At 74.2% G+C, this 19,512-nt stretch carries 15 protein-coding genes and 1 pseudogene; 8 read left to right on the top strand and 8 right to left on the bottom strand.

Annotated elements, in window-relative coordinates; all coding sequences use genetic code 11:
* Nucleotides 1–227: 227 nt before the first annotated feature.
* The 3 genes and pseudogenes from J7I94_RS00210 to J7I94_RS00200 form a co-directional block, all read right to left on the bottom strand.
* A pseudogene (locus tag J7I94_RS00210) lies at nucleotides 228–1,100 on the bottom strand (2-oxo acid dehydrogenase subunit E2); the annotation flags it as partial.
* On the bottom strand, nucleotides 1,036–3,750 hold the full coding sequence (gene aceE, locus J7I94_RS00205; protein ID WP_215164400.1) for a pyruvate dehydrogenase (acetyl-transferring), homodimeric type: 2,715 nt from the start codon (nucleotides 3,748–3,750) through the stop codon (nucleotides 1,036–1,038). The gene aceE and the pseudogene J7I94_RS00210, both read right to left, overlap by 65 nt.
* Before the next feature lie 32 nt (nucleotides 3,751–3,782).
* The gene (locus tag J7I94_RS00200) at nucleotides 3,783–4,523 is read right to left on the bottom strand and encodes an SDR family oxidoreductase (protein ID WP_215164348.1); all 741 of its coding nucleotides are present in this window, start codon (nucleotides 4,521–4,523) and stop codon (nucleotides 3,783–3,785) included.
* A gap of 194 nt (nucleotides 4,524–4,717) precedes the next feature.
* Here J7I94_RS00200 and J7I94_RS00195 point away from each other — a divergent pair, with 194 nt between their 5' ends.
* A complete protein-coding gene (locus J7I94_RS00195; protein WP_215164347.1) occupies nucleotides 4,718–5,179 on the top strand; it encodes a cupin domain-containing protein in 462 nt (153 codons plus the stop codon).
* A gap of 79 nt (nucleotides 5,180–5,258) precedes the next feature.
* On the opposite strand, the gene J7I94_RS00190 is transcribed toward J7I94_RS00195, so the two are convergent.
* The 3 genes from J7I94_RS00190 to J7I94_RS00180 all read right to left on the bottom strand — a co-directional run bounded on the left by J7I94_RS00190 (nucleotide 5,259) and on the right by J7I94_RS00180 (nucleotide 7,899).
* On the bottom strand, nucleotides 5,259–5,753 hold the full coding sequence (locus tag J7I94_RS00190; protein ID WP_215164346.1) for a cupin domain-containing protein: 495 nt from the start codon (nucleotides 5,751–5,753) through the stop codon (nucleotides 5,259–5,261).
* Nucleotides 5,754–5,795: 42 nt separating this feature from the next.
* Nucleotides 5,796–7,322, bottom strand: coding sequence for an MFS transporter (locus J7I94_RS00185; protein ID WP_215164345.1), 1,527 nt, complete (start codon nucleotides 7,320–7,322; stop codon nucleotides 5,796–5,798).
* 106 nt (nucleotides 7,323–7,428) lie between these two features.
* Nucleotides 7,429–7,899 carry a carboxymuconolactone decarboxylase family protein gene (locus J7I94_RS00180; RefSeq protein ID WP_215164344.1) on the bottom strand — a complete coding sequence of 157 codons (471 nt, stop codon included), beginning with the start codon at nucleotides 7,897–7,899 and terminating at the stop codon, nucleotides 7,429–7,431.
* A 148-nt stretch (nucleotides 7,900–8,047) separates the two neighbouring features.
* On the opposite strand from J7I94_RS00180, the gene J7I94_RS00175 reads away from it, so the two are divergent.
* From J7I94_RS00175 to J7I94_RS00155, 5 genes are all read left to right on the top strand, one after another.
* Entirely contained in the window at nucleotides 8,048–8,818 is a 771-nt protein-coding gene (locus J7I94_RS00175; RefSeq protein WP_215164343.1) for a DUF427 domain-containing protein, read from the top strand.
* Nucleotides 8,819–8,945: 127 nt separating this feature from the next.
* Entirely contained in the window at nucleotides 8,946–9,896 is a 951-nt protein-coding gene (locus J7I94_RS00170) for an alpha/beta hydrolase (protein WP_215164342.1), read from the top strand.
* Nucleotides 9,897–9,930: 34 nt separating this feature from the next.
* The gene (locus tag J7I94_RS00165) at nucleotides 9,931–10,665 is read left to right on the top strand and encodes an alpha/beta fold hydrolase (RefSeq protein WP_215164341.1); all 735 of its coding nucleotides are present in this window, start codon (nucleotides 9,931–9,933) and stop codon (nucleotides 10,663–10,665) included.
* Nucleotides 10,662–11,003, top strand: coding sequence for a hypothetical protein (locus J7I94_RS00160; RefSeq protein WP_215164340.1), 342 nt, complete (start codon nucleotides 10,662–10,664; stop codon nucleotides 11,001–11,003). Before J7I94_RS00165 ends, J7I94_RS00160 begins: the two co-directional genes overlap by 4 nt.
* A 72-nt stretch (nucleotides 11,004–11,075) precedes the next feature.
* Nucleotides 11,076–13,850: a LuxR family transcriptional regulator gene (locus tag J7I94_RS00155; RefSeq protein WP_215164339.1), complete on the top strand. Its 2,775-nt coding sequence runs from the start codon at nucleotides 11,076–11,078 to the stop codon at nucleotides 13,848–13,850.
* Between the two features lie 17 nt (nucleotides 13,851–13,867).
* Here J7I94_RS00155 and J7I94_RS00150 read toward each other — a convergent pair whose 3' ends face one another.
* Nucleotides 13,868–14,284: an OsmC family protein gene (locus tag J7I94_RS00150; RefSeq protein WP_215164338.1), complete on the bottom strand. Its 417-nt coding sequence runs from the start codon at nucleotides 14,282–14,284 to the stop codon at nucleotides 13,868–13,870.
* Between the two features lie 210 nt (nucleotides 14,285–14,494).
* Between J7I94_RS00150 and J7I94_RS00145 the strand changes: the two genes are divergently transcribed.
* Both J7I94_RS00145 and J7I94_RS00140 read left to right on the top strand, forming a co-directional pair.
* On the top strand, nucleotides 14,495–15,700 hold the full coding sequence (locus J7I94_RS00145) for an IS110 family transposase (RefSeq protein ID WP_215164337.1): 1,206 nt from the start codon (nucleotides 14,495–14,497) through the stop codon (nucleotides 15,698–15,700).
* Nucleotides 15,701–15,846: 146 nt separating this feature from the next.
* A complete protein-coding gene (locus J7I94_RS00140) occupies nucleotides 15,847–16,602 on the top strand; it encodes an SDR family oxidoreductase (protein ID WP_215164336.1) in 756 nt (251 codons plus the stop codon).
* 44 nt (nucleotides 16,603–16,646) lie between these two features.
* Here the strand turns inward: J7I94_RS00140 and J7I94_RS00135 are convergent, their stop codons facing one another.
* Nucleotides 16,647–19,337 (bottom strand): LuxR family transcriptional regulator, encoded by a 2,691-nt coding sequence (locus J7I94_RS00135; protein ID WP_251074436.1) that lies wholly within the window; start codon nucleotides 19,335–19,337, stop codon nucleotides 16,647–16,649.
* Nucleotides 19,338–19,512: the final 175 nt, after the last annotated feature.

Below are 19,512 nucleotides of genomic sequence, written 5' to 3'. Positions count from 1 at the left end.
GCGGCGTCGTGCTGCTGCTGACTGGCTGCCTGGTGCTGGGCGCGGGCAGTGGCTGCTCGCCGCGACGAACCTGACGCTGTCCGCGGTGACCGCCGGGTGCCGTGCTCCTCGGCACCTCCGGTGATCCCTGCACGGTGGCGCTGGCCGCCTGCCTCGGAACGGCCCTGGGTGTTGCGGGCACCCGCCGGCCGAGGCGCGGCGCACCTGGCTGCCCCGGGTGGCCGCGGCGCCCTGACGGTGGTCAGATAGCGGGCCGCGTCCGCACCGTCCACCAGCCGGTGGTCGTACGACAGGGACAGGTGCACCAGGTCCCGGACGCCGATGGACTCCTTGCCGTCGGCGCCGACGTTCTCGGTGTCGAAGCAGGTGATCGTCCCCGCGGCCTCGTCGATCCTGGCGTTGACCACCTGGTGCGCCTTCAGCGCCTGGGCGGCGGCCTTGAGGAAGAAGGGCAGCGGTGACAGCTTGACGCCCTCCCGGTCGAGGAACCCGTCCTTCGCACCGGCCCGCAGCCGGATCAGCCGGGTGACGTCGGCCTCCACCGTGGTGGTCAGCTGCGCCTGCTCGCGCAACGCCTTCTTCAGGTTGTCGCCGATGGCCCGGCGCATCCGGGTCAGCGGAACGGTCCGGCCCCGCAGCGGGAGGCGGTCCGCCGCCGGGGCGGGGCTCATCGGTGTGGTTACCGGAGTGGTAGGGGCAGTTGGAGTCACCAGAGCCACCGGAGTCGCCGGCACCGCCGGACCCCCCTCAGACACCACCCCCCCCCCCGTGTCCGCCGTCGTCCCGGTCCCGATGACGGCCAGCCGGGCGCCGACCTCCACCGTCTCGTCCTCGGCGGCGGTGATCTCCAGCAGCCCCCCGCCGGCCGGGGCGGGGGGCTCGGTGCCGACCTTGTCGGTGGACACCCCCAGCAGCGGCTCGTCGGCCTCGACACGGTCGCCCGCCTGTTTCAGCCAGCGCGTCACCGTGGCCTCGGTGACGGACTCGCCGAGCGCGGGCAGGGTCAGGGCAATCGTCATGACGTCGGTCAACTCCTCACTGACCGGCGGGCCCGGACGGCCCCCGGCGGTAGCGCTCGCGGGCCCGCGCGACGGTCTCGGCGGACAGCCGCCCGGCCCGGGCCAGCCGGTCCAGGGCCGTCACCACGATCGACTCGGGGTCGACCCCGAAGTACCGGCGTACGTCCGCACGGGTGTCGGACAGGCCGAAACCGTCGGTGCCCAGCGAGTAGTAGTCCTGCTCGACCCACTGGCTGATCTGGTCCGGCACCTGCCGCATCCAGTCGCTGACCGCCAGCACCGGCCCCGGCGCCCCGGCCAGCGCCCGGGTGACGTACGGCGTGCGGTCCTCGCCGCGCGTGCGCGCGTCGTCCGCCGCCATCGCGTCCCGCCGCAGCTCCGTCCAGGACGTCACCGACCACACGTCGGCGTGCACGTCCCAGTCGGCGGCGAGCAGTTCCTGCGCGCGCAGGGCCCAGTGGATCGCCGTACCGGAGGCGAGCAGTTGCAGCCGGGGCCCGGCCGCCGCGGCCGCGGCCGGCTCGGCGGGCCGGAACCGGTAGACGCCCCGGACGATGCCCTCCTCGACGCCCGGCACCGCCGGCATGGCGGGTTGGTGCCGGGGCTCGTTGTACACGGTCAGGTAGTAGAAGACGTCCTCGGGCCGCTCGCCGTACATCCGGCGCAGACCGTCCCGGACGATCACGGCGATCTCGTAGGCGAACGCCGGGTCGTAGCTGACCGCCGCCGGGTTGGTGGCGGCCAGCAGGTGCGAGTGGCCGTCGCCGTGCTGGAGGCCCTCACCGGTCATGGTCGTACGCCCGGCGGTGCCGCCGATCACGAAACCGCGGCCCATCTGGTCGCCGAGCGCCCAGAACTGGTCGCCGGTGCGCTGGAAACCGAACATGGCGTAGAAGATGTAGAACGGGATCATCGGCTCGCCGTGCGTGGCGTACGAGGTCGCCGCGGCGGTGAACTCGGCCACCGAACCGGCCTCGGTGATGCCCTCGATGAGCAGCTGCCCGGTCTCGCTCTCCTTGTAGTGCAGGAGCTGGCCGGCGTCGACCGGGTCGTACGTCTGGCCCAGCGGCGAGTAGATGCCGGCCGTGGGGAACATCGACTCCATGCCGAAGGTACGGGCCTCGTCGGGGATGATCGGCACCCAGCGGGCCCCGGTCCGCTCGTCCCGCATCAGCTCCCTGACCAGCCGGACCAGTGCCATGGTGGTGGCGATCTCCTGGTGCCCGGAGCCCTTCTCCAGCTCCTCGAAGGGCTTGGCGGACGGCTGCGGCAGCGGCCCCGCGCTCACCCGCCGCAGCGGCAGCGGACCGCCCAGCGCGGCCCGGCGCGCGCGCAGGTACCGCACCTCGGGGGAGTCCTCGCCCGGATGCCAGTACGGCACCTGGTCGCCGGCCAGCGCGCGGTCCGGAATGGGCAGGTCCAGCAGGTCGCGCAGCTCCCGGAACTGAGCCATCGTCAGCTTTTTCATCTGATGGTTGGCGTTGCGGGACTCGAACGCCGAGCCGAGGGTGTGTCCCTTGACCGTCTGGGCGAGGACCACCGTCGGCGCCCCCCGGTGCTCCACCGCGGCCCGGTAGGCGGCGTACACCTTCAACGGCTCGTGTCCGCCACGGGAGTTCTCGAACAGGTCGGTGACCTGCGCGTCGCTCAGCGAGGCGGCGAGCGCGGCCAGGGCGGGCCCGGTGAAGAAGTGCTCGCGGGCGTACGCCGCGTCCCGCGCGGCCAGCGTCTGCAACTGCGCGTCGGGCACCTCGCCCAGCCGGCGCACCAGGTCACCGGTGGTGTCCCGGGCGAGCAGCGGGTCCCAGGCGGCGCCCCACAGCGTCTTGACCACGTGCCAGCCCGCGCCGCGGAACCGTGCCTCCAGCTCCTGCACGATCTTGGAGTTGGACCGTACCGGCCCGTCCAGGCGCTGCAGGTTGCAGTTGATGACGAAGGTCAGGTTGTCCAGGCCCTCGCGGGAGGCCAGGGTCAGCGCGGCCAGGGACTCCGGTTCGTCCGTCTCGCCGTCGCCCAGGAAGGCCCACACCCGCGAGGCGGAGGTGTCCTTGATGCCGCGCGCGTGCAGATAGCGGTTGAACCGGGCCTGGTACACGGCGTTGAGCGGGCCCAGCCCCATCGAGACGGTCGGGAACTCCCACAGCCACGGCAGCCGCCGCGGGTGCGGGTAGGACGGCAGCCCGTGCCCGCCCGCCTCCCGCCGGAAGGCGTCCAACTCCCGCTCGCTCAGCCGCCCTTCGAGGAACACCCGGGCGTAGATGCCGGGGGAGGCGTGCCCCTGGAGGAAGAGCTGGTCGCCCGAGCCGTCGCCGTCCTTGCCCCGGAAGAAGTGGTGGAAGCCGGTCTCGTAGAGCCAGGCCGCCGAGGCGTACGTGGAGATGTGGCCGCCCAGCCCCAGCGGGGCGCCGCGGGTGACCATCGCCGCGGCGTTCCACCGGTTGAGCGCGGTGATCCGGGTCTCCAGCTCCAGGTCGCCGTCGAACGGCGGCTGCGCGGCGGCCGGCACGGTGTTGATGTAGTCGGAGGACAGCAGCCCCGGCAGGGCGGTGCCGGTCCGCTCGGCGAACTCGTGCACCCGCCGCATCAGATAGGCGGCCCGTTCCGGCCCGGCGTGGCGCACGACGGCGTCCAGGGACGCCTGCCACTCGGCGGTCTCCTCCCGGTCGCGGTCGGGCAGTTGGTCGAGCTCACTGGGCACGGGGGGCTCAGCGGGCCGGGACGGAACACTCATGGCGGCCTTCCGGTCGGTGCGGGCGGGCGGGTTCAGCGGCTCTGCAGCCACTGGGCGAAGCTGTGGTTGCCCAGGTGGGCGTCCGGTCCGGGAAGCAGGGTCCGCTCCTGGAGCACCGCGCCGAAGAACGGGGTGCGCGGGTCGGGGATCACCGGGCCGGTCCGGCCGAGGCGGGCCAGCAGCTCGACGGTGGCGCTCTCCAGCTTCAGCTCCTCGGGCCCGGCGGCTTCGAGCACGCCGAACCGCGGCAACCCCACGGCGACATGGGCGAGTGCCGCCGCGGCGTCGTCCGCCGAGACCGGCCGCAGCAGCAGCGGCGGCACATGCACACCGCCGGCCCGCAGACCGGCGGTCGCGACGGCCGCCAGGGACTCGTAGAACGGTGTGGCCCGCACCAGGGAGTACGGCACGGTGGCGTGCCGGGCGAGGTCCTCCTGCGCCGCCTTGGCCCGGAAGTAGCCCGAGCCGACCCGGTCGGCGCCCACCAACGACAGCGCCACGTAGTGCTCGACGCCGGCCGCGGCGGCGGCCTTGAGGACATTGCCCGTGGCGGTGGTGAAGAACGCGGTGCTGACGTCCTGCTCCCGGGTGGGCGCGTCGGTGACGTCCACGACCACCTCGGCCGTGCGCAGTACCCGGTCCAGGCCCTCCCCGGTGATGACGTCGACCCCGTGCTCGCGGGAGGCCGGCACGGCCTCCACCCCGTGGTCCCGCAGCCGGGCGACGGTCCGCGCACCGATCAGACCGGTGGCACCTACAACGACGACTCTCATCTGGCTCTCCTCCGTCGCGGCCGGTGGCGGGCGTCGGAGTGCCACCGTGCTCATCCACCTAGACCGGCCCGCTTCGAATCCTGTGACACCGTGTCGTGCGCGCACTGTCACAGATCCACCGGTCAGCCGGTCAGGAGGGTGGCACGGCCACCGCGGCCGAGGGCCACGGACACGACTACGGAAGGTGCGACCCAGTGTCGGAGAACGCACAGCACACCCACCACGGCCACCACGGGCACGCAGCCGGTGGCGAGGACGGCCCCAGCTGGACCCGGGCGGCGAAGGTGATCCAGGACGCCTCCCCGGTCGTCATCCCCGAAGGCGCCTCGGCGATGACCATCCACGTCCAGTGGGAGCCCGGCGACCCGGGCACCCCGCCGCACCGCCACTCCGGCCCGGCGTTCGGCTACGTCACCAAGGGCGCTGTCCGCTTCGAGCTGGAGGGCGAGCCCGAGCGGGTCGTCGAGGCCGGCGGCACCTTCTGGGAGCCCGGCGGTGACGCCATCCACTACCAGGACGGCAACGCCCTGGCCGACGAGCGCACCGAGTTCGTCGTCACCATGTTGTGCGCCCCGGGCCAGCCCATGCTGACCCTGGTCGACGAGGCCGAACTGAAGGAGCGCGCCCACCTGCGCGCCCCCCGGCCCAGGGCCTGACTCGTACGACGGGGCCCCGCGCCCGTGACACCGGAAGCCGCCGGGATGTCACGGGCGCGGGGCCCCGTCGTAGGACCGGCTACTCCACGAAGTACGAGTCGTGCTTGTCGAAGAACGCGGCGCGCTCCTCCTCCGGGGCGTGCGCCAGGTGCGCCACCTGCTCGAAGTACTCCTCGCGCGGGGCGCCCGGGGTGAACAGCAGCAGCATGTCGGCCGGCGCGTCGGAGTCGTTGCGGAAGGCGTGCAGCCCGCCCTGCGGCACATGCAGGAAGTCGCCCTTGCGGGCGTCCACCCACCGCACCCCGTCGAAGACCCGCACGGTGCCGTCCAGGATGTAGAACGACTCGGAGATCCGCTTGTGGAAGTGCGTCTTGGGGCCGCCCGCCCGGGGCCGCATCTCCACCCGGTACAGCCCGAACTCGCCCCGGGTGGTGGCGGTGGTCGCCAGATAGTGGGTGGCGTCCTTGCCGGTACCGCTCTCCCCGAGGGCCGGCGGGGTGCCGGCCGGCCGGAAGACGGCGCTGACCTCACCGTCCTCACCCCAGTACTTCTGCTCCGGGTACGGGTACGACATGGTGTGCTCCTTCTCCTCGCGGCCGGGGGTTCCGGCCGGGTGTCACAGGTGGGGTGCGGTGGTGCGGTGGTGCAGGAAGCGGGAGACCAGCGGCGGCTCCATCAGCCAGCCGTGGGCCCGCCCGTGCGGGCGGCCGGGAGCCGAGGCTGTCCGCGGCAGCAGGCCGAAGGCGAGCGCCGCGCCGACGGCCGGCAGGCCCGCGCACAGCGGCATGGCCCGGCCGAACGCGGCGGTGAAGGCCGCGTCCGACCGGTAGGCGTCCGGCCCCATCCCGACCAGCAGCGGCAGCGCCGCCACGGCCACCAGCCCGGCCGCCCGGGCCGCGGCGTTGTTGATGCCGCTGGCCAGCCCGGCGTCGGCGGCGTCCACCGACGACAGCAGCGTCACCGTCAGCGGCGCCACCAGGACCACCATGCCGGCGCCCATCACCAGCAGCGCGGGCAGGATCTCGGCCGGGTAGGACGCGCCCGGCCCGACCCGCAGCATCATCAGCATGCCCGCCCCGCACACCAACGGGCCCGCGGTGAGCGGCAGTCGCGGCCCCAGCCGCTGGGCGAGCGCCCCGGCACCGGCCGAGAACAGCAGCATCAGCACGGTGTTGGGCAGCATGGCCGCACCGGCGCCCAGCGCCGAGTACCCGACGACGATCTGCAAGTGCAGCGCGGTCAGGAAGAAGAACCCGCCGGTGCCCGCGTAGACGCACACGGTGATCAGGTTGACGGCGGTGAACTGCCGGGACGAGAAGATCGCCGGCGGCATCATCGGGTCACCGCCGCGCCGCTCGACGCGCAGGAACGCGGCGCCCACCAGGACGGCGGCGACGGCGGCGGTCACGGCCACCGGGCCGCCGCCGCGCGCCTCGGTCAGCGCGTAGGTGGCCAGTGCCAGCGCCAGCGCGCCCAGCACGGCACCGGACACGTCGAAACCCGGCCGCAGCCCGCCGGCCGGGGCCGGCCGGGGCGCCCCCACGGACTCCGGGACGTGGCGCAGCGCGACCGGCACGCACAGCAGCGCCGGGACGGTGCTCAGCAGGAAGGTCCAGCGCCAGCCGGGGCCGTCCACCAGCCAGCCGCCGAGGAACGGCCCCAGCGCCGCGCCGATGCCGCCGAAACCCGACCACAGGCCGATCGCGCGCGGCCGGTCGTCCGGGTGGAACGACGCCTCGATGATCGCCAGCGAACCGGGGGTGAGCAGCGCGCCGCCGACGCCCTGCAACGCCCGGGCGGCGATCAGCGTGCCGGCGTCCGGGGCCAGGGCGCACAGCAGGGAGGCGGCCGCGAACCAGACGGTGCCCACGACGAAGACCCGCCGCCGCCCGAACCGGTCGCCCAGCGAACCGCCCAGCAGGATCAGCCCCGCCAGGGTCAGCATGTAGGCGTTGACCGTCCACTGCAGCACGGCGAGACCGGCGCCGAAGTCGGCACCGATGTGCGGCAGCGCCACGTTGGTGACGGTCGAGCCGAGCAGGACCACACCGGAGCCCAGCACGGTGGCCAGCAGCGTCCACCGTCCTCGGGCACTGGCGACGCGCAGACCGGCGGCGGGCGCCGCGGCGGCGGAGTGGTCCATGTCGGGTCCTGCCCTGATCAGGTGGCGGTGGCGGTGGCGCGGGTCCGCGGGCCCCGCGGGGGCGGTCGGTCGCGCCGCCCGCCCCCGCCCGGCCGCGGCGGTCGGATCAGCCGAACATGCCGGGCTTGTAGCCACCGGCCGGCTGGCGGTTGATGACGTTGATGCGGTTGTAGGCGTTGATGACGGCGATCAGCGAGATCAGCGCGACGAGCTGGTCCTCGTCGTAGTGCTCGGCGGCCTTCGCCCACGCCTCGTCCGACACCCCCGCCGAACCGTCCGCGAGCCGCGTGCCCTGCTCGGTCAGCTCCAGCGCCGCACGCTCGGCGTCGGTGAAGACGGTGGCCTCCCGCCACACCGCCACCAGGTTCAGCCGCTGCTGGTCCTCACCGGCGGCGGCGGCGTCCTTGGTGTGCATGTCGGTGCAGAAACCGCAGCCGTTGATCTGGCTGGCGCGGATCTTCACCAGCTCCTGCGTGGCCACCGGCAGGGCCGAGTGCACCGCCGCACCGGCCGAGTTCAGGTGCTTCATGACCTTGCCGGCCAGGGCGTTGCCGAAGTAGTCCAGTCGAGCTTCCATGACGGATCTCCCACGTGAGAAACAGTTACATCCCACTGACCGGACACCCACCGCGTCTGTGACATGACCCAGCACACAGTGTGGGCCACTAGCATCGGGCGCACAGACCGGGGCCGTCGATGGCCCCGACGAACGCAAGGTGGTCACCATGGCAACCGAAAGTGTGCTGCACCCCCGCCTCATCGTCCCGGTCGGACACGTCGAACCCGTGCCCCGCCGCATCCGGGGGACGATCGGCGGCCGGGTCGCCTTCGACACCCGGCGTGCCCTGTACGTGTGGGAATGGCAGGCGTACCCCCAGTTCAGCATCCCCGTCGAGGACCTGGTGGACGGTGTGCTGCACGACGACGGACACACCGAACAACTCGGGGCCGGCCCCGCCCACCGGCACACGCTCCAGGTCGGGCCGGAGACCCGGGCGGGCGCGGCGTGGGTCTGGGCGGAGGGCGCCCCGGCCCCCCTGCACAACACCGTGCGTTTCGAGTGGGACGCACTGGACTCCTGGTTCGAGGAGGACGAACCGGTCTTCGTGCACCCCCGCAGCCCCTACTCCCGGGTGGACGCCCTGCGGTCGAACAGCACGGTCCGGGTCGAGGTCGAAGGGGTCGTCCTGGCCGAGGCCACCGGCTGCGTGAAGCTGTTCGAGACCGGCCTGCCCACCCGCTACTACCTCGACCGCGCAGACGTCGACTGGACCCGGCTGCGCCCCTCGGACACGGTGACCCGCTGCCCGTACAAGGGGACGACCAGCGGCTACTGGTCCTTCGGCGGCCCGGACGCCACCCACGAGGACATCGCCTGGGCGTACGACTTCCCCACCCTCCAGGCCCACCGCATCGCCGGGCTGACCGCGTTCTACAACGAACACGTCGATCTGTACGTCGACGGCCACCGGCTGCCGAAACCCGCCGAACAGTGAGGTGACGAACCGTTCCCCCCGGAACGTCACACATCACGCCCCGCCCCGGTCTCAAGAGGTGAAGCGCCCCTCGCACGAGCCCTTCACACGAAGTTCTCACACTCATCGCCTCACCCAGGAGACCACCATGAGTGACATCGTTCTCGAACCCGCCGCGCAGCAGTTCGCCGACGCCGCCGCCCAGCCGCCGCGGCTGTACGAACTCGGTGTCGAAGGCGCCCGCAAGCTGCTCGACGACGTCCAGTCCGGGCCGGTCGACAAGCCCGACGTGGACGAGAAGTGGATCACCGTCGCGGCCCCGGTCGGCGACGTGCGGGTGCGCATCGTCAAGCCCGTCGGCAGCACCGGGGTCCTGCCCGTCGTCTTGTACGTGCACGGCGGCGGCTGGATCCTCGGCAACGCCGGCACCCACGACCGCCTGGTGCGCGAACTGGCCGTGGGCGCCGAGGCGGCCGTGGTCTTCGTCGAGTACGACCGCTCCCCGGAGGCGAAGTACCCGGTCGCCGTCGAGCAGGCGTACGCCACCGCCCAGTGGGTCACCGCCAAGGGCGCCGAAGAGGGCCTGGACGGCTCCCGCATGGTGGTCGCCGGTGATTCCGTCGGCGGCAACATGACCGCCGCCCTGACCCACCTGGCCAAGCGGCGCGGCGACGTGACCTTCCGGCACCAGTCGCTGTACTACCCGGTCACCGACGCCGGGCAGGACACCGAGAGCTACCGCCTCTTCGCCGACGGACCGCACCTGACCGCCAAGGCGATGGAGTGGTTCTGGAACGCCTACACCGCCGACCCCGCCGAACGCGACCAGGCCACGGTCTCCCCGCTGCGCGCCACCCTGGAGGAACTGCGGGGCCTGCCCCCGGCGTTCGTCGTCATCGACGAGAACGACGTCCTGCGCGACGAGGGCGAGGCGTACGCCCGCAAGCTGATCCAGGCCGGTGTGCCGACCACGAGCGTGCGCTACAACGCCACCCTGCACGACTTCATGATGCTCGACCCGGTGCGCGGCACCCAGGCGTCCACCGCGGCGATCGAGCAGGCCGTGCACGTGCTGCGCCAGGCCCTCGGCACCGACTGACCCGCGCTCGGCGCACCGACCGAAAGGCACATCCATGCGTGCACAGCAGCCGACCGTCGTCCTCGTCCACGGCGCGTTCGCGGACGCCTCCAACTGGAACGGGGTCGTCGACCGGCTCCGGACCCGCGGCTACCCGGTGGTGGCCGCCGCCAACCCGCTGCGCGGACTGGCGGCGGACAGCGACTACGTCAGGCAGCTCCTGACCTCCATCGACGGCCCCGTGGTGCTCGGCGGGCACTCCTACGGCGGCTCGGTCATCAGCACCGCCGCGCGCGGACTCGACCACGTCCGGGCGCTCGTCTTCGCCGCGGCGTTCCTGCCGGAGGCCGGCGAGAGCGCGGTCGCGCTGTCCGCCCGGTTCCCGGGCAGCACCCTGGCGGAGACCCTGCGCCCGGTGCCGGTCACCCTCCCCGACGGCAGCCCGGGCACGGACCTCTACATCGACCAGGCCAGGTTCCACCAGCAGTTCGCCGCCGACGTACCCGAGGACACGGCGGCGGTCATGGCCGCCACCCAGCGGCCCGTGACCGAGACCGCCCTGGCCGAGGCGGCCGGCGAGCCGGCCTGGCGGGACATCTCGTCCTGGGTCCTGGTGCCCACGGCAGACCGCACCGTCCCGCCGCGGCTGCAGACCTTCCTGGCCGAGCGGGCGGGCGCCACGGCGAGGACCGTCGACGCCTCCCACGCGGTCAGTGTCTCGCGACCGGACGAGGTGGCCCGCCTGATCGACGAGGCGGCGCGGGCCACCGGCCGGCGGAGCACCTCGTGAACACCGAGAAGCAGGCCGCCCGTGGACTGGTCGACATAGAGGCGTACCTCCACCAGGAAGCCCACCTCGGCGCCGCCCGCCGCCGCGTGACCGCCTTCACGGCACGCACGGACGGGCTCACCCAGGAACAGAGGAGGGACATCGAGTCGTGGTACCTCGATGAACAGCGGTACGTGGCGCGCATGGTGACGCAGCACATCGCCGACCGCCTCGACGCGGCCGACGCGGCACACCGCGTCCGGTTCGCGCGATGGCTGCGCGGCACCATGATCGCCATGACCGTGATCACCCTGGTGACCTTCGTCGGCACCGCCGTCGTCGTCGGCTCGACGGCCTGACCCGCGACGGCGCCGCCACCGCCCGGCCGGTCCGGCGGCCGCCAGGGGTATCGTGACCGCGGGGAGGCGGGCATGGTGAGGGAGCGAGCACGCGTCGGGCTCGTCGGACGGCAGGCCGAGTGCCAGGTCCTCGACGACCTGCTCGCCCGGGTCCGGGCCGGGCGCAGCGGGGTCGTGGTGGTGCGCGGAGAGGCGGGCATCGGGAAGACCGCACTGCTCAACCACCTCCTGGGCCGGGCCACCGGATGCCGCGTCGTCAAGGCGGCCGGCGTACAGAGCGAGATGGAACTCTCCTACGCCGGGCTGCACCAGCTGTGCGCTCCGCTGCTGTCCCGCCTCCTCGACGCACTGCCCGAGCCGCAGCGCGACGCCCTGCGCACGGCGTTCGGCCTGCGCTCCGGTGCCGCGCCCGACCGGTTCCTGGTCGGCCTGGCCACCTTGAGCCTGCTGGCCGGCGCGGCCGGCGACGAGCCCCTGGTCTGCCTGGTCGACGACGCCCAGTGGCTGGACCGGGTGTCGTCCCAGACCCTGGAGTTCGTAGCCCGCCGGCTCGACGCCGAGTCGGTCCTGCTGGTGCTGGCCGTCCGCGAGTCCGGCTCCCGCGACATCCTGCCCGACCTGCCGGAACTGCCGGTGCGCGGACTGGACGAGCACGACTCCCGACGCCTGCTGGACTCCGTCCTGACCGGCCCCCTCGACCCGCGGGTGCGCGACCGGGTCGTCGCCGAGACCCGCGGCAACCCGCTGGCCCTGCTCGAACTGCCGCACGGCCTGAGCGCCGTGGAGACGGCCGGCGGCTACGAAGGCCCCACGGCCCGGCCGCTGACCAGCCAGATCGAGGCGGGCTACCTGCGCCGCATCCAGTCGCTCCCGGCCGAGGCCCAGCGGCTGCTCCTGATCGCCGCCATCGAGCCGGTCGGCGACGTGGCCCTGCTGCGGCGGGCCGCCGAACGCCTGGGCATCCCCGTGGACACCGCCGTCACCCATGCCGAAGCCTCCGGCCTGCTCACGCTCGGCACCTGGGTGCGCTTCCGCCACCCCCTGGTCCGCTCCGCGGCCCAGCGCGCCGCCGCCTTCGAGGAACGCCGGCGCGTGCACCAGGCGCTGGCCGACTCGATCGACGCGCGCCTCGACCCCGAACGCCGGGTGTGGCACCTGGCCAGCGCGACGGCACAGCCGGACGAGACCGTCGCCGCCGAACTGGAGGGCTCGGCCGGCCGGGCACACGCCCGCGGCGGCGTCGCGGCGGCGGCGGCCTTCCTGCACCGCGCCACCGAACTGACCCCCGACCCGGTACGCCGCGGCACCAGAGCGCTGGCCGCCGCGCGGGCCACCTACCAGGCGGGCGCCTTCGACACCGCCCTGGAACTGGTCGACACCGCCGAGTCCGCCCCGCTCGGCGAGGCCGGGGCCGGCCGGGCGCTGCTGCTGCGGGGACAGATCGTCTCCGCCGCGCAGAGCGCGAGCGCCGGCCTGCCGCTGCTGCTCGAAGCCGCCGAACGGCTCCGGCCGTACGACCCCCGGCTGGCCACCCAGACCTACCGGGACGCCGTCTACGCCGCCCTCACCGCGGGCCGGCTGGCCACCGGCGGGGTCCGGGACGTCGCCGAGACGGTGCTGCGGGTGCCCGGCCACGACGCCGCAGAGACCCGCGAGACGCTCCTGCTGACCGGACTGGCACGGGTGGTCACCGAGGGGTACGCGGTGGGCGCGCCCCTGCTGACGCGGGCCGTCACCGCCTTCCGGACGCACGGGTGGGCGGAGGAGGACGGCCTGGGCTGGCTGCCGTTCGTGTGCCGCATGGCGCACAACGTCTGGGACTTCGCCGCCTGGTCGGAGCTGTCGGCCCGGCTGGTCGACCTGGCCCGCGCCGGCGGCGCGCTCGCCGTGCTGCCCTCGGCGCTCCTGCTGCGCCTGTCCAACCGGGTGTTCGCCGGCGACCTGCGCGGCGCCGGTTCGCTGACCGCGCAGGCCAACGCGATCGGCGAGGCCACCGGCAGCAGCTTCTTCGCGCACTACGGGGCGCTCGTCGTGGAGCCGTTCAGAGGAGGGGAGGCCACCACCCGGCGGGCGATCGAGGCCGTCACCCAGGACCGGCTGCTCAGCGGCGAGGGCAAGGTGGTGACGGCCACCCAGTGGGCGTCGGCGGTCCTGCACAACGGCCTCGGCCGGTACCGGGAGGCGTACGCCGCCGCCGAGCGCGGCTGCGAGAACCCGCAGGAACTCGGACTGTCCCTGCAGTCCCGGGTGGAGCTGGTCGAGGCGGCCGTCCGGCTGGGCCGGACCGAGCGGGCGGCCGCAGCGGTGCGGGTCATCGAGGAGATGGCCGAGGTCAGCCCGACCCCCTGGGCCCGCGGTACGGCCGCCGCCACCCGGGCCCTGGTGAGCGAAGGTCCGGCCGCCGAAGCCCTGTACCGGGAGGCGGTCGAGCGGCTCGACGCGGCCGGCACCCGGATGGACAGCGCGCGGGCCCGGCTGCGGTACGGCGAGTGGCTGCGCCTGAACGACCGGCGGGCCGAAGCCCGTACCCGGCTGGGCGAGGCGTACGAGATGCTCAGCGAGGCCGGTGCCGAGGCGTTCGCCGAGCGCGCCCGGCGGGAGCTGCGGGCCGCCGGGGTGACGGTACGCGGCCCCGCCCCGGCCACCCCGGCCGCGCTCACCGCGAAGGAGACCGAGATCGCCCGGCTCGCCCAGGACGGTTTCACCAACCCGGAGATCGCCGCCCGGCTGTTCCTCAGCCCGCACACCGTCGAGTGGCACCTGAGGAAGGTCTTCGCCAAGCTCGGCATCTCCTCCCGCAAGGAGATCGGCTCGGTACGGCTGGACGCCCAGCCGGCCACCCCCTGACCCGGCCGGCCCGCCGCTCACCGGGGCGAGACCCCGGCCGCGCCGGTGTCCTCGGGTTCGGCCGGCAGCGCGGGCACGGTCAGGATGGTGACCTCCTTGGCCGACAGCCGGTGCACCGGGCACCGCCCGGCGGCGGCCAGCAACTGCTCCCGCTGGCCGGTCTCCAGGTCACCGGTCAGCCCGACGTTCTTCACCACCCGGCCCCCGGGTCCGAACCGGACGGCCACGTCGACCCGGTCCAGCCGCCGGTCGGCCAGCGCCCGCACCGCCATCGATGTACAGGACCCCAGCGCGGCCAGCAGCAGCTCCCCAGGGGTGGGGCCGGCGTCCGCGCCGACGGGCTCGGATTCGTCGGCCGTCAGCGTGTGCGCGCCGATCGCGACGGAGCGGGTGAGCCGTGCGCCCTCGGCGACGGACACAAGACGCGTGTTCATGGGTGTTCCCTAAGAATGTGAGGCGGTCCGGGAGGACCGGGTGTGGCTGATGGGTGTTTGCCGCTTGTGGCTCGCGAGGAATGGCCGCCCGGTCCTTCGGGACGCTCCGACCACTGATCGAGAACTGCGGTCATCGCTGGTTAGGGACCTGTCGGCGGAGTGTTCTTCGGGCCACGAAGATGCTGGTCACGGTGGAACGGAGCGACGGGCTTGGGCGCGTCTCACGAGCGGATATGGGTCGGCATCGACGCCGGCAAGGGGCATCACTGGGCGGTGGCGGTCGACGCCGACGGCGAGACGGTGTTCTCGGCGAAGGTGAGCAACGACGAGTCGCAGATCCTCGCCCTCATCGAGACCGCCCGGGAGAGGGCCGGCGAGATCCGGTGGGCGGTGGACATCTCCGGACGTGCCTCGACGCTGCTGCTGGCCCTGCTGATCACCCACGGCCAGCACGTTGTCTACGTGCCCGGCCGCACCGTCAACCGCATGTCCGGCGCCTGCCAGGGCGAAGGCAGGACCGATGCCAAGGACGCGCGTGTCATCGCCGATCAGGTACGCATGCGCCCGAAGGGCTTCGCCCGGCTGGACACGCCTCCCGAACTGGTCACCACGCTCCGGGTGCTCACCAACTACCGGGCCGACCTGATCGCCGACCGGGTCCGGTTGATCAACCGGCTGCGGGACCTGCTGGTCGGCATCTGCCCGGCCCTGGAGCGGGCCTTCGACTGCTCCGCGGCCAAGGGCCCGGTCGTCATGCTGACCGAGTACCAGACCCCGGCCGCCCTGCGGCGGATCGGTGTCAAACGGCTCACCACCTGGCTGGAACGCCGCAAGGTCCGCGGAGCTGGTGCCGTTGCCTCGAAGGCAGTGGAGGCCGCCCAGTCGCAGACGGCCGAACTGCCCGGCGAGAAGCGGGCCGCGAAGCTGGTCTGCGACCTTGCCCACCAGCTGCTGGCCCTGGACGAGCGGATCAAGGACAACGACCGTGAGATCCGCGAGACCTTCCGCGCCGACGGGCGCGCCGGGATCATCGAGTCCATGCCGGGCATGGGCCCCATCCTGAGCGCGGAGTTCGTCGCCATCGGCGGTGACCTGTCCGGCTATCTGGACGCAGGCCGCCTGGCCTCCCACGCCGGCCTGGCCCCGGTCGCCCGGGACTCCGGGCGCCGCACCGGCAACTACCACCGGCCCAAGCGGTACAACCGGCGCCTGCGGCACATCTTCCACCTGGCCGCGCAGACCTCGATGATGCGGCCCGGTCCGTCCCGGGACTACTACCTGAAGAAGCGCGGAGAGGGGCTGCTGCACACCCAGGCTCTGCTGGCGCTGGCCCGTCGCCGGGTCGACGTGCTGTGGGCGATGCCGCGCGACAAGAGGCTCTTCACCTCCGCCCCGCCGGTCGCGCAGACGGGTTGACACGGTCATTGAGATTCCTCTCGGCCGGGTGCCCCTTTCCCGCACAGACCGGGCGGCGCTGACGGCTGTGACACCCGGCCTGTCACAGCAGCCCGCGCCACCCGGTCGGTAGGGCGGTGACCGTCACAGGCTCAAGGAGGCGTCAGATGCGAGTGGCCGTGGCCGGAGGAACCGGTCTGGTGGGCAGGCACGTCGTCACGGAACTGGAGGCCGAAGGGCACCGGGCCGTCGTCCTGGCCCGCTCCCACGGGGTGGACCTCACCACCGGGGCCGGCCTGGAGGAGAGGATGTCCGGCGTCGACGCGGTGATCGATGTGACCAACGTCGTCACCACGCGGAAGAAGACCGCCGTCGGCTTCTTCGCCCTGACCACCGGCCATCTGCTCACCGCCGCCCGGTCGCACGGGATCGGGCACCTGGTGACGCTGTCCGTCGTGGGCAGCGACAAGGTCGACTTCGGGTACTACTACGGCAAGCGCGTACAGGAGGAACTGGTCCGCGACGGAGGGGTGCCGTGGACGGTGCTGCGCGCCACCCAGTTCTTCGAGTTCCCCGAACCCCTGCTGGCCGGCCGGTCACCGGTGGCCGTGGTGCCGAGGATGCTCACCCGGCCGGTCGCCGCCCGGGACGTCGCCGAGCGGCTCGTCCGGCACGCCGTGGAGGGACCCGCGGGGACGGCCCGGGAGATCGCCGGCCCCGAACAGCTGCAGATGGTGGACATGGCCCGCCGTGCCGCACGCGTCCGGGGCCGCCGCCGCCTCGTCGTGCCGGTGACCCTGCCCGGCCGGGTGGGCAAGGCCATGACCGGCGGCGGCCTGCTGCCGCGCGGGGAGTACCTGCGGGGCCGCCGGACGTTCGCCGAGCACCTCGCGGCGCTGGAACCGTCCGCGGCCGGCCGGTGACCGCCGCCCCGCCGGAGGGCAGCCGACCCACGTGGCGGCCTCTCTCACAGCACCGTGCGCAGCATCCGCCTCGAGGTGACGCCGAGCTTGGCGTACACCTTGCGCAGGTGCCACTCCACGGTGTGCGGACTGAGGAACAGCTGGGCGCCGATCTCTGAGTTGGTCAGTCCGTCCCGGGCCAGCCGCGCGATCTGCGCCTCCTGCGCGGTGAGCGCCGCCGCGGCGGCGCCGGCCCGCCGGGACACCGTCTCCCCGGCCGCCCGCAGCTCCCGTACGGCACGCTCGGCGAACGCGCCCGCGCCGAACCGGGTGAACAGCGCGTGCGCCTCACGCAACTGCTCCCGGGCGTCGGCGCGCCGGTTCTCCCGCCGCAGCCACTCCCCGTACAGCAGCCGGGACCGGGCCAGTTCCATCGTGATCCGGGTACGGCCCAGCCGTTCGACCGCCTCCCGGTACCCCTCCTCGGCCACGGCGCCCTGCTCGAACAGGGCCCGGGAGCGGGCCTGCACACCCAGCGCCCAGTCCGTGCCGGCCGCGTCCGTGGTCCGCACCAGCCGGTCCAGCGCGGCCCGGGCCGGGTCCGGCCGGCCGCTGCGCACGGCGGCCTCCACCAGTTCCACCAGCCCCCAGTTGGCCGCGATCAGGTCCTGCGGATGGGCGCTCGCCGCCCGGGCCGCGTCGAACGCCTCCTCGTACCTGCCCAGCCCGTTGTGGAGCACCGCCTCCGCCCGCCGGGCGACGGCCACCCCGATGCCCTCGCCGCGCCGCACGGCCTCCCGCGCGCTCGCCCCGATCAGCGGACCGGCCGCCCGCGCGTCCCCCTGCCAGGCGGCCAGGGTCATCGTGCCGAACGGCGCGAAGGTGCCGCCGGACGCCTCCTGTAGGCGTCCGATCTCCGCCACCAGCAGCGCCGCCGCGTCCAGATCGCCGGCGCAGGTGTGCACGACCACCCCGGAGTTGAGCGCCAGCGGCAGCTCGGCCAGCGTCCCGGCGCCCCGCGCGGTCCGTACGTGCCGGGTCACCAGCTCCGTCCAGCGCTCGTCGTCCCACAGGTCGGCGGCCAGCGTCGAGGCCGGCCAGGACCAGCGCAGGATCTGCCCCGGGTCGGACTCCGCGAGGAACGCGTCCAGCGCCGCGCGCCCCTCGGGCACCCCGGCGCCGTGCCCGCCGGTGAACCGGGTGGCCAGGGCGTCCAGCAGCAGGTCGGCGGCGCGCGGTGGCCGCCGGCCGGGCGGCGGGGCCTGCCGGGCCGCCGCCGCCACCGCGCGTACGTCCGCGCCGGTGGCCAGCCGCCCGGCGAACATGGCGGCCGAGAGGGTCTCCAGGAACGTGTCCCGGGCCAGCGCGGCGTCGAGCGGCACCAGGCGCCGCGCGGTGGCCAGCAGCAGCGGCAGCGCCTCGTCGACGCGCCCGGTGGCGAACGCGATCTGTGCCCGCACCAGGTCCGCGTGGGCCCGGCCGGGCTCATCCAGCGCGCCGCCGCGGGCCAGCGCCAGCAGATCACGGGCCGCGGCGGGCGCCCCGGCGCGCAGTTTCGCGCGGGCGGCGGTCAGCGCCCGCGTCGCCTTGCGCCCCGGATGGGGCGTCAGTACGGCCGCGTGGGCGAGGAACGCGGCTGCCGCGGCGGTGCCGCCCCGGGCCAGCGCCCGCCCGGCCGACGCCTCCAGCTCCCCGGCGATCGCCTCGTCCGGCCGCACCGTCGCCCGCGCCAGATGCCAGGCGCGCCGGTCGGGGTCGAGGGCGGGGTCGGTCACCTCGGCCAGCACCCGGTGGGTCTCCCGCAGTTCCGCGAGCCCGGCCGACCGGTAGACGGCGGAGCGCAGCAGCGAATGCCGGAAGCGGACCAGGGCGGTGACGGTGAGCAGGCCCGCGGCCACCGCCGGGCCGGCCGCGCCCGGATCGATGCCGAGCCGCTCGGCGGCCCGCCGCAGCAGCGTCACGTCACCGACCGGCTCGGCGGCGGCCACCAGCAGCAGCCGCTGCGTCTCCTCGGGCAGCGCGCGGACCCGCGCCAGGTAACTGCGCTCGATGCGGCCGGTGACCGGGTGCGGTCCGGTCCGGTCGGGCCCGTCGGCCGGGTCCGCGACCAGCCGGCCGTGCGGGAGTTCGAGCAGCGCCAGCGGATTGCCGCGGGCCTCGGCCAGCACCCGGTCGCGCACCCGCTCGTCCATCGGCCCCTCGGCCGCCGCGTTCAGCAGCGCCCGGGCGTCGGCGTCGTCCAGACCGGTCACGGCCAGCTCGGGCAGCCCGGCAAGCTCGTCGCGGCCCCGCCGCTCGCGGGTGGCGAACACCAGCGCCAGCGGTTCGGCGAGCATCCGCCGCGCCACGAACGCCAACGTCTGCGCGGAGACCCGGTCCAGCCACTGCGCGTCGTCCACCAGGCAGAACAGCGGCTGCTCGGCGGCCACATCGGTGAGCAGCCCGAGCACCGCCAGACCGACCATGAACCGGTCCGGCGGCGGCCCGGCGCTGAGCCCGAACGCCGTGGCGAGCGCCGCCCGCTGCGGCGGCGGCAGCCGGTCGGCGCGGGGCAGGAACGGGGCACACAGCTGGTGCAGTCCCGCGAACGCGAGTTCCATCTCCGACTCGGCACCCGCCGCGCGGGCGACGCGGTACCGCGCGACACGGTCCGCCACATGGTCCAGCAGCGCCGACTTCCCGATCCCGGCCTCGCCGCGCAGCACCAGTACGGCGCTGTGTCCGGCCGCCACCTCCGTGACCAGCCCGTCGAGCAGCTCCCGCTCCCGTCGCCGGCCCCGCAACCGCTCCGGGACCTCCCGGCCGTTCACTCCGTCCCCGCCACGCCGGGAGCATAACAACACCCCGGGCGGGCGCCCGGCGGGCCAGTGACGGCGATCACGGACACCGCAGGGCATGGCTGCCGTACCGCCCCGGGTGTTCCCTGGGCGG

Source organism: Streptomyces sp. ISL-12, assembly GCF_018614415.1.
Taxonomy (GTDB): Bacteria; Actinomycetota; Actinomycetes; order Streptomycetales; family Streptomycetaceae; genus Streptomyces.
This window is presented reverse-complemented; position numbering and strand designations above follow the sequence as displayed.

Coding starts and splice junctions, on each gene's coding strand:
- aceE (WP_215164400.1), bottom strand. CDS start 3,750: ATGAGTGTTCCGTCCCGGCCCGCTGAGCCCCCCGTGCCCAGTGAGCTC.
- J7I94_RS00200 (WP_215164348.1), bottom strand. CDS start 4,523: ATGAGAGTCGTCGTTGTAGGTGCCACCGGTCTGATCGGTGCGCGGACC.
- J7I94_RS00190 (WP_215164346.1), bottom strand. CDS start 5,753: ATGTCGTACCCGTACCCGGAGCAGAAGTACTGGGGTGAGGACGGTGAG.
- J7I94_RS00185 (WP_215164345.1), bottom strand. CDS start 7,322: ATGGACCACTCCGCCGCCGCGGCGCCCGCCGCCGGTCTGCGCGTCGCC.
- J7I94_RS00180 (WP_215164344.1), bottom strand. CDS start 7,899: ATGGAAGCTCGACTGGACTACTTCGGCAACGCCCTGGCCGGCAAGGTC.
- J7I94_RS00175 (WP_215164343.1), top strand. CDS start 8,048: ATGGCAACCGAAAGTGTGCTGCACCCCCGCCTCATCGTCCCGGTCGGA.
- J7I94_RS00170 (WP_215164342.1), top strand. CDS start 8,946: ATGAGTGACATCGTTCTCGAACCCGCCGCGCAGCAGTTCGCCGACGCC.
- J7I94_RS00165 (WP_215164341.1), top strand. CDS start 9,931: ATGCGTGCACAGCAGCCGACCGTCGTCCTCGTCCACGGCGCGTTCGCG.
- J7I94_RS00155 (WP_215164339.1), top strand. CDS start 11,076: ATGGTGAGGGAGCGAGCACGCGTCGGGCTCGTCGGACGGCAGGCCGAG.
- J7I94_RS00150 (WP_215164338.1), bottom strand. CDS start 14,284: ATGAACACGCGTCTTGTGTCCGTCGCCGAGGGCGCACGGCTCACCCGC.
- J7I94_RS00140 (WP_215164336.1), top strand. CDS start 15,847: ATGCGAGTGGCCGTGGCCGGAGGAACCGGTCTGGTGGGCAGGCACGTC.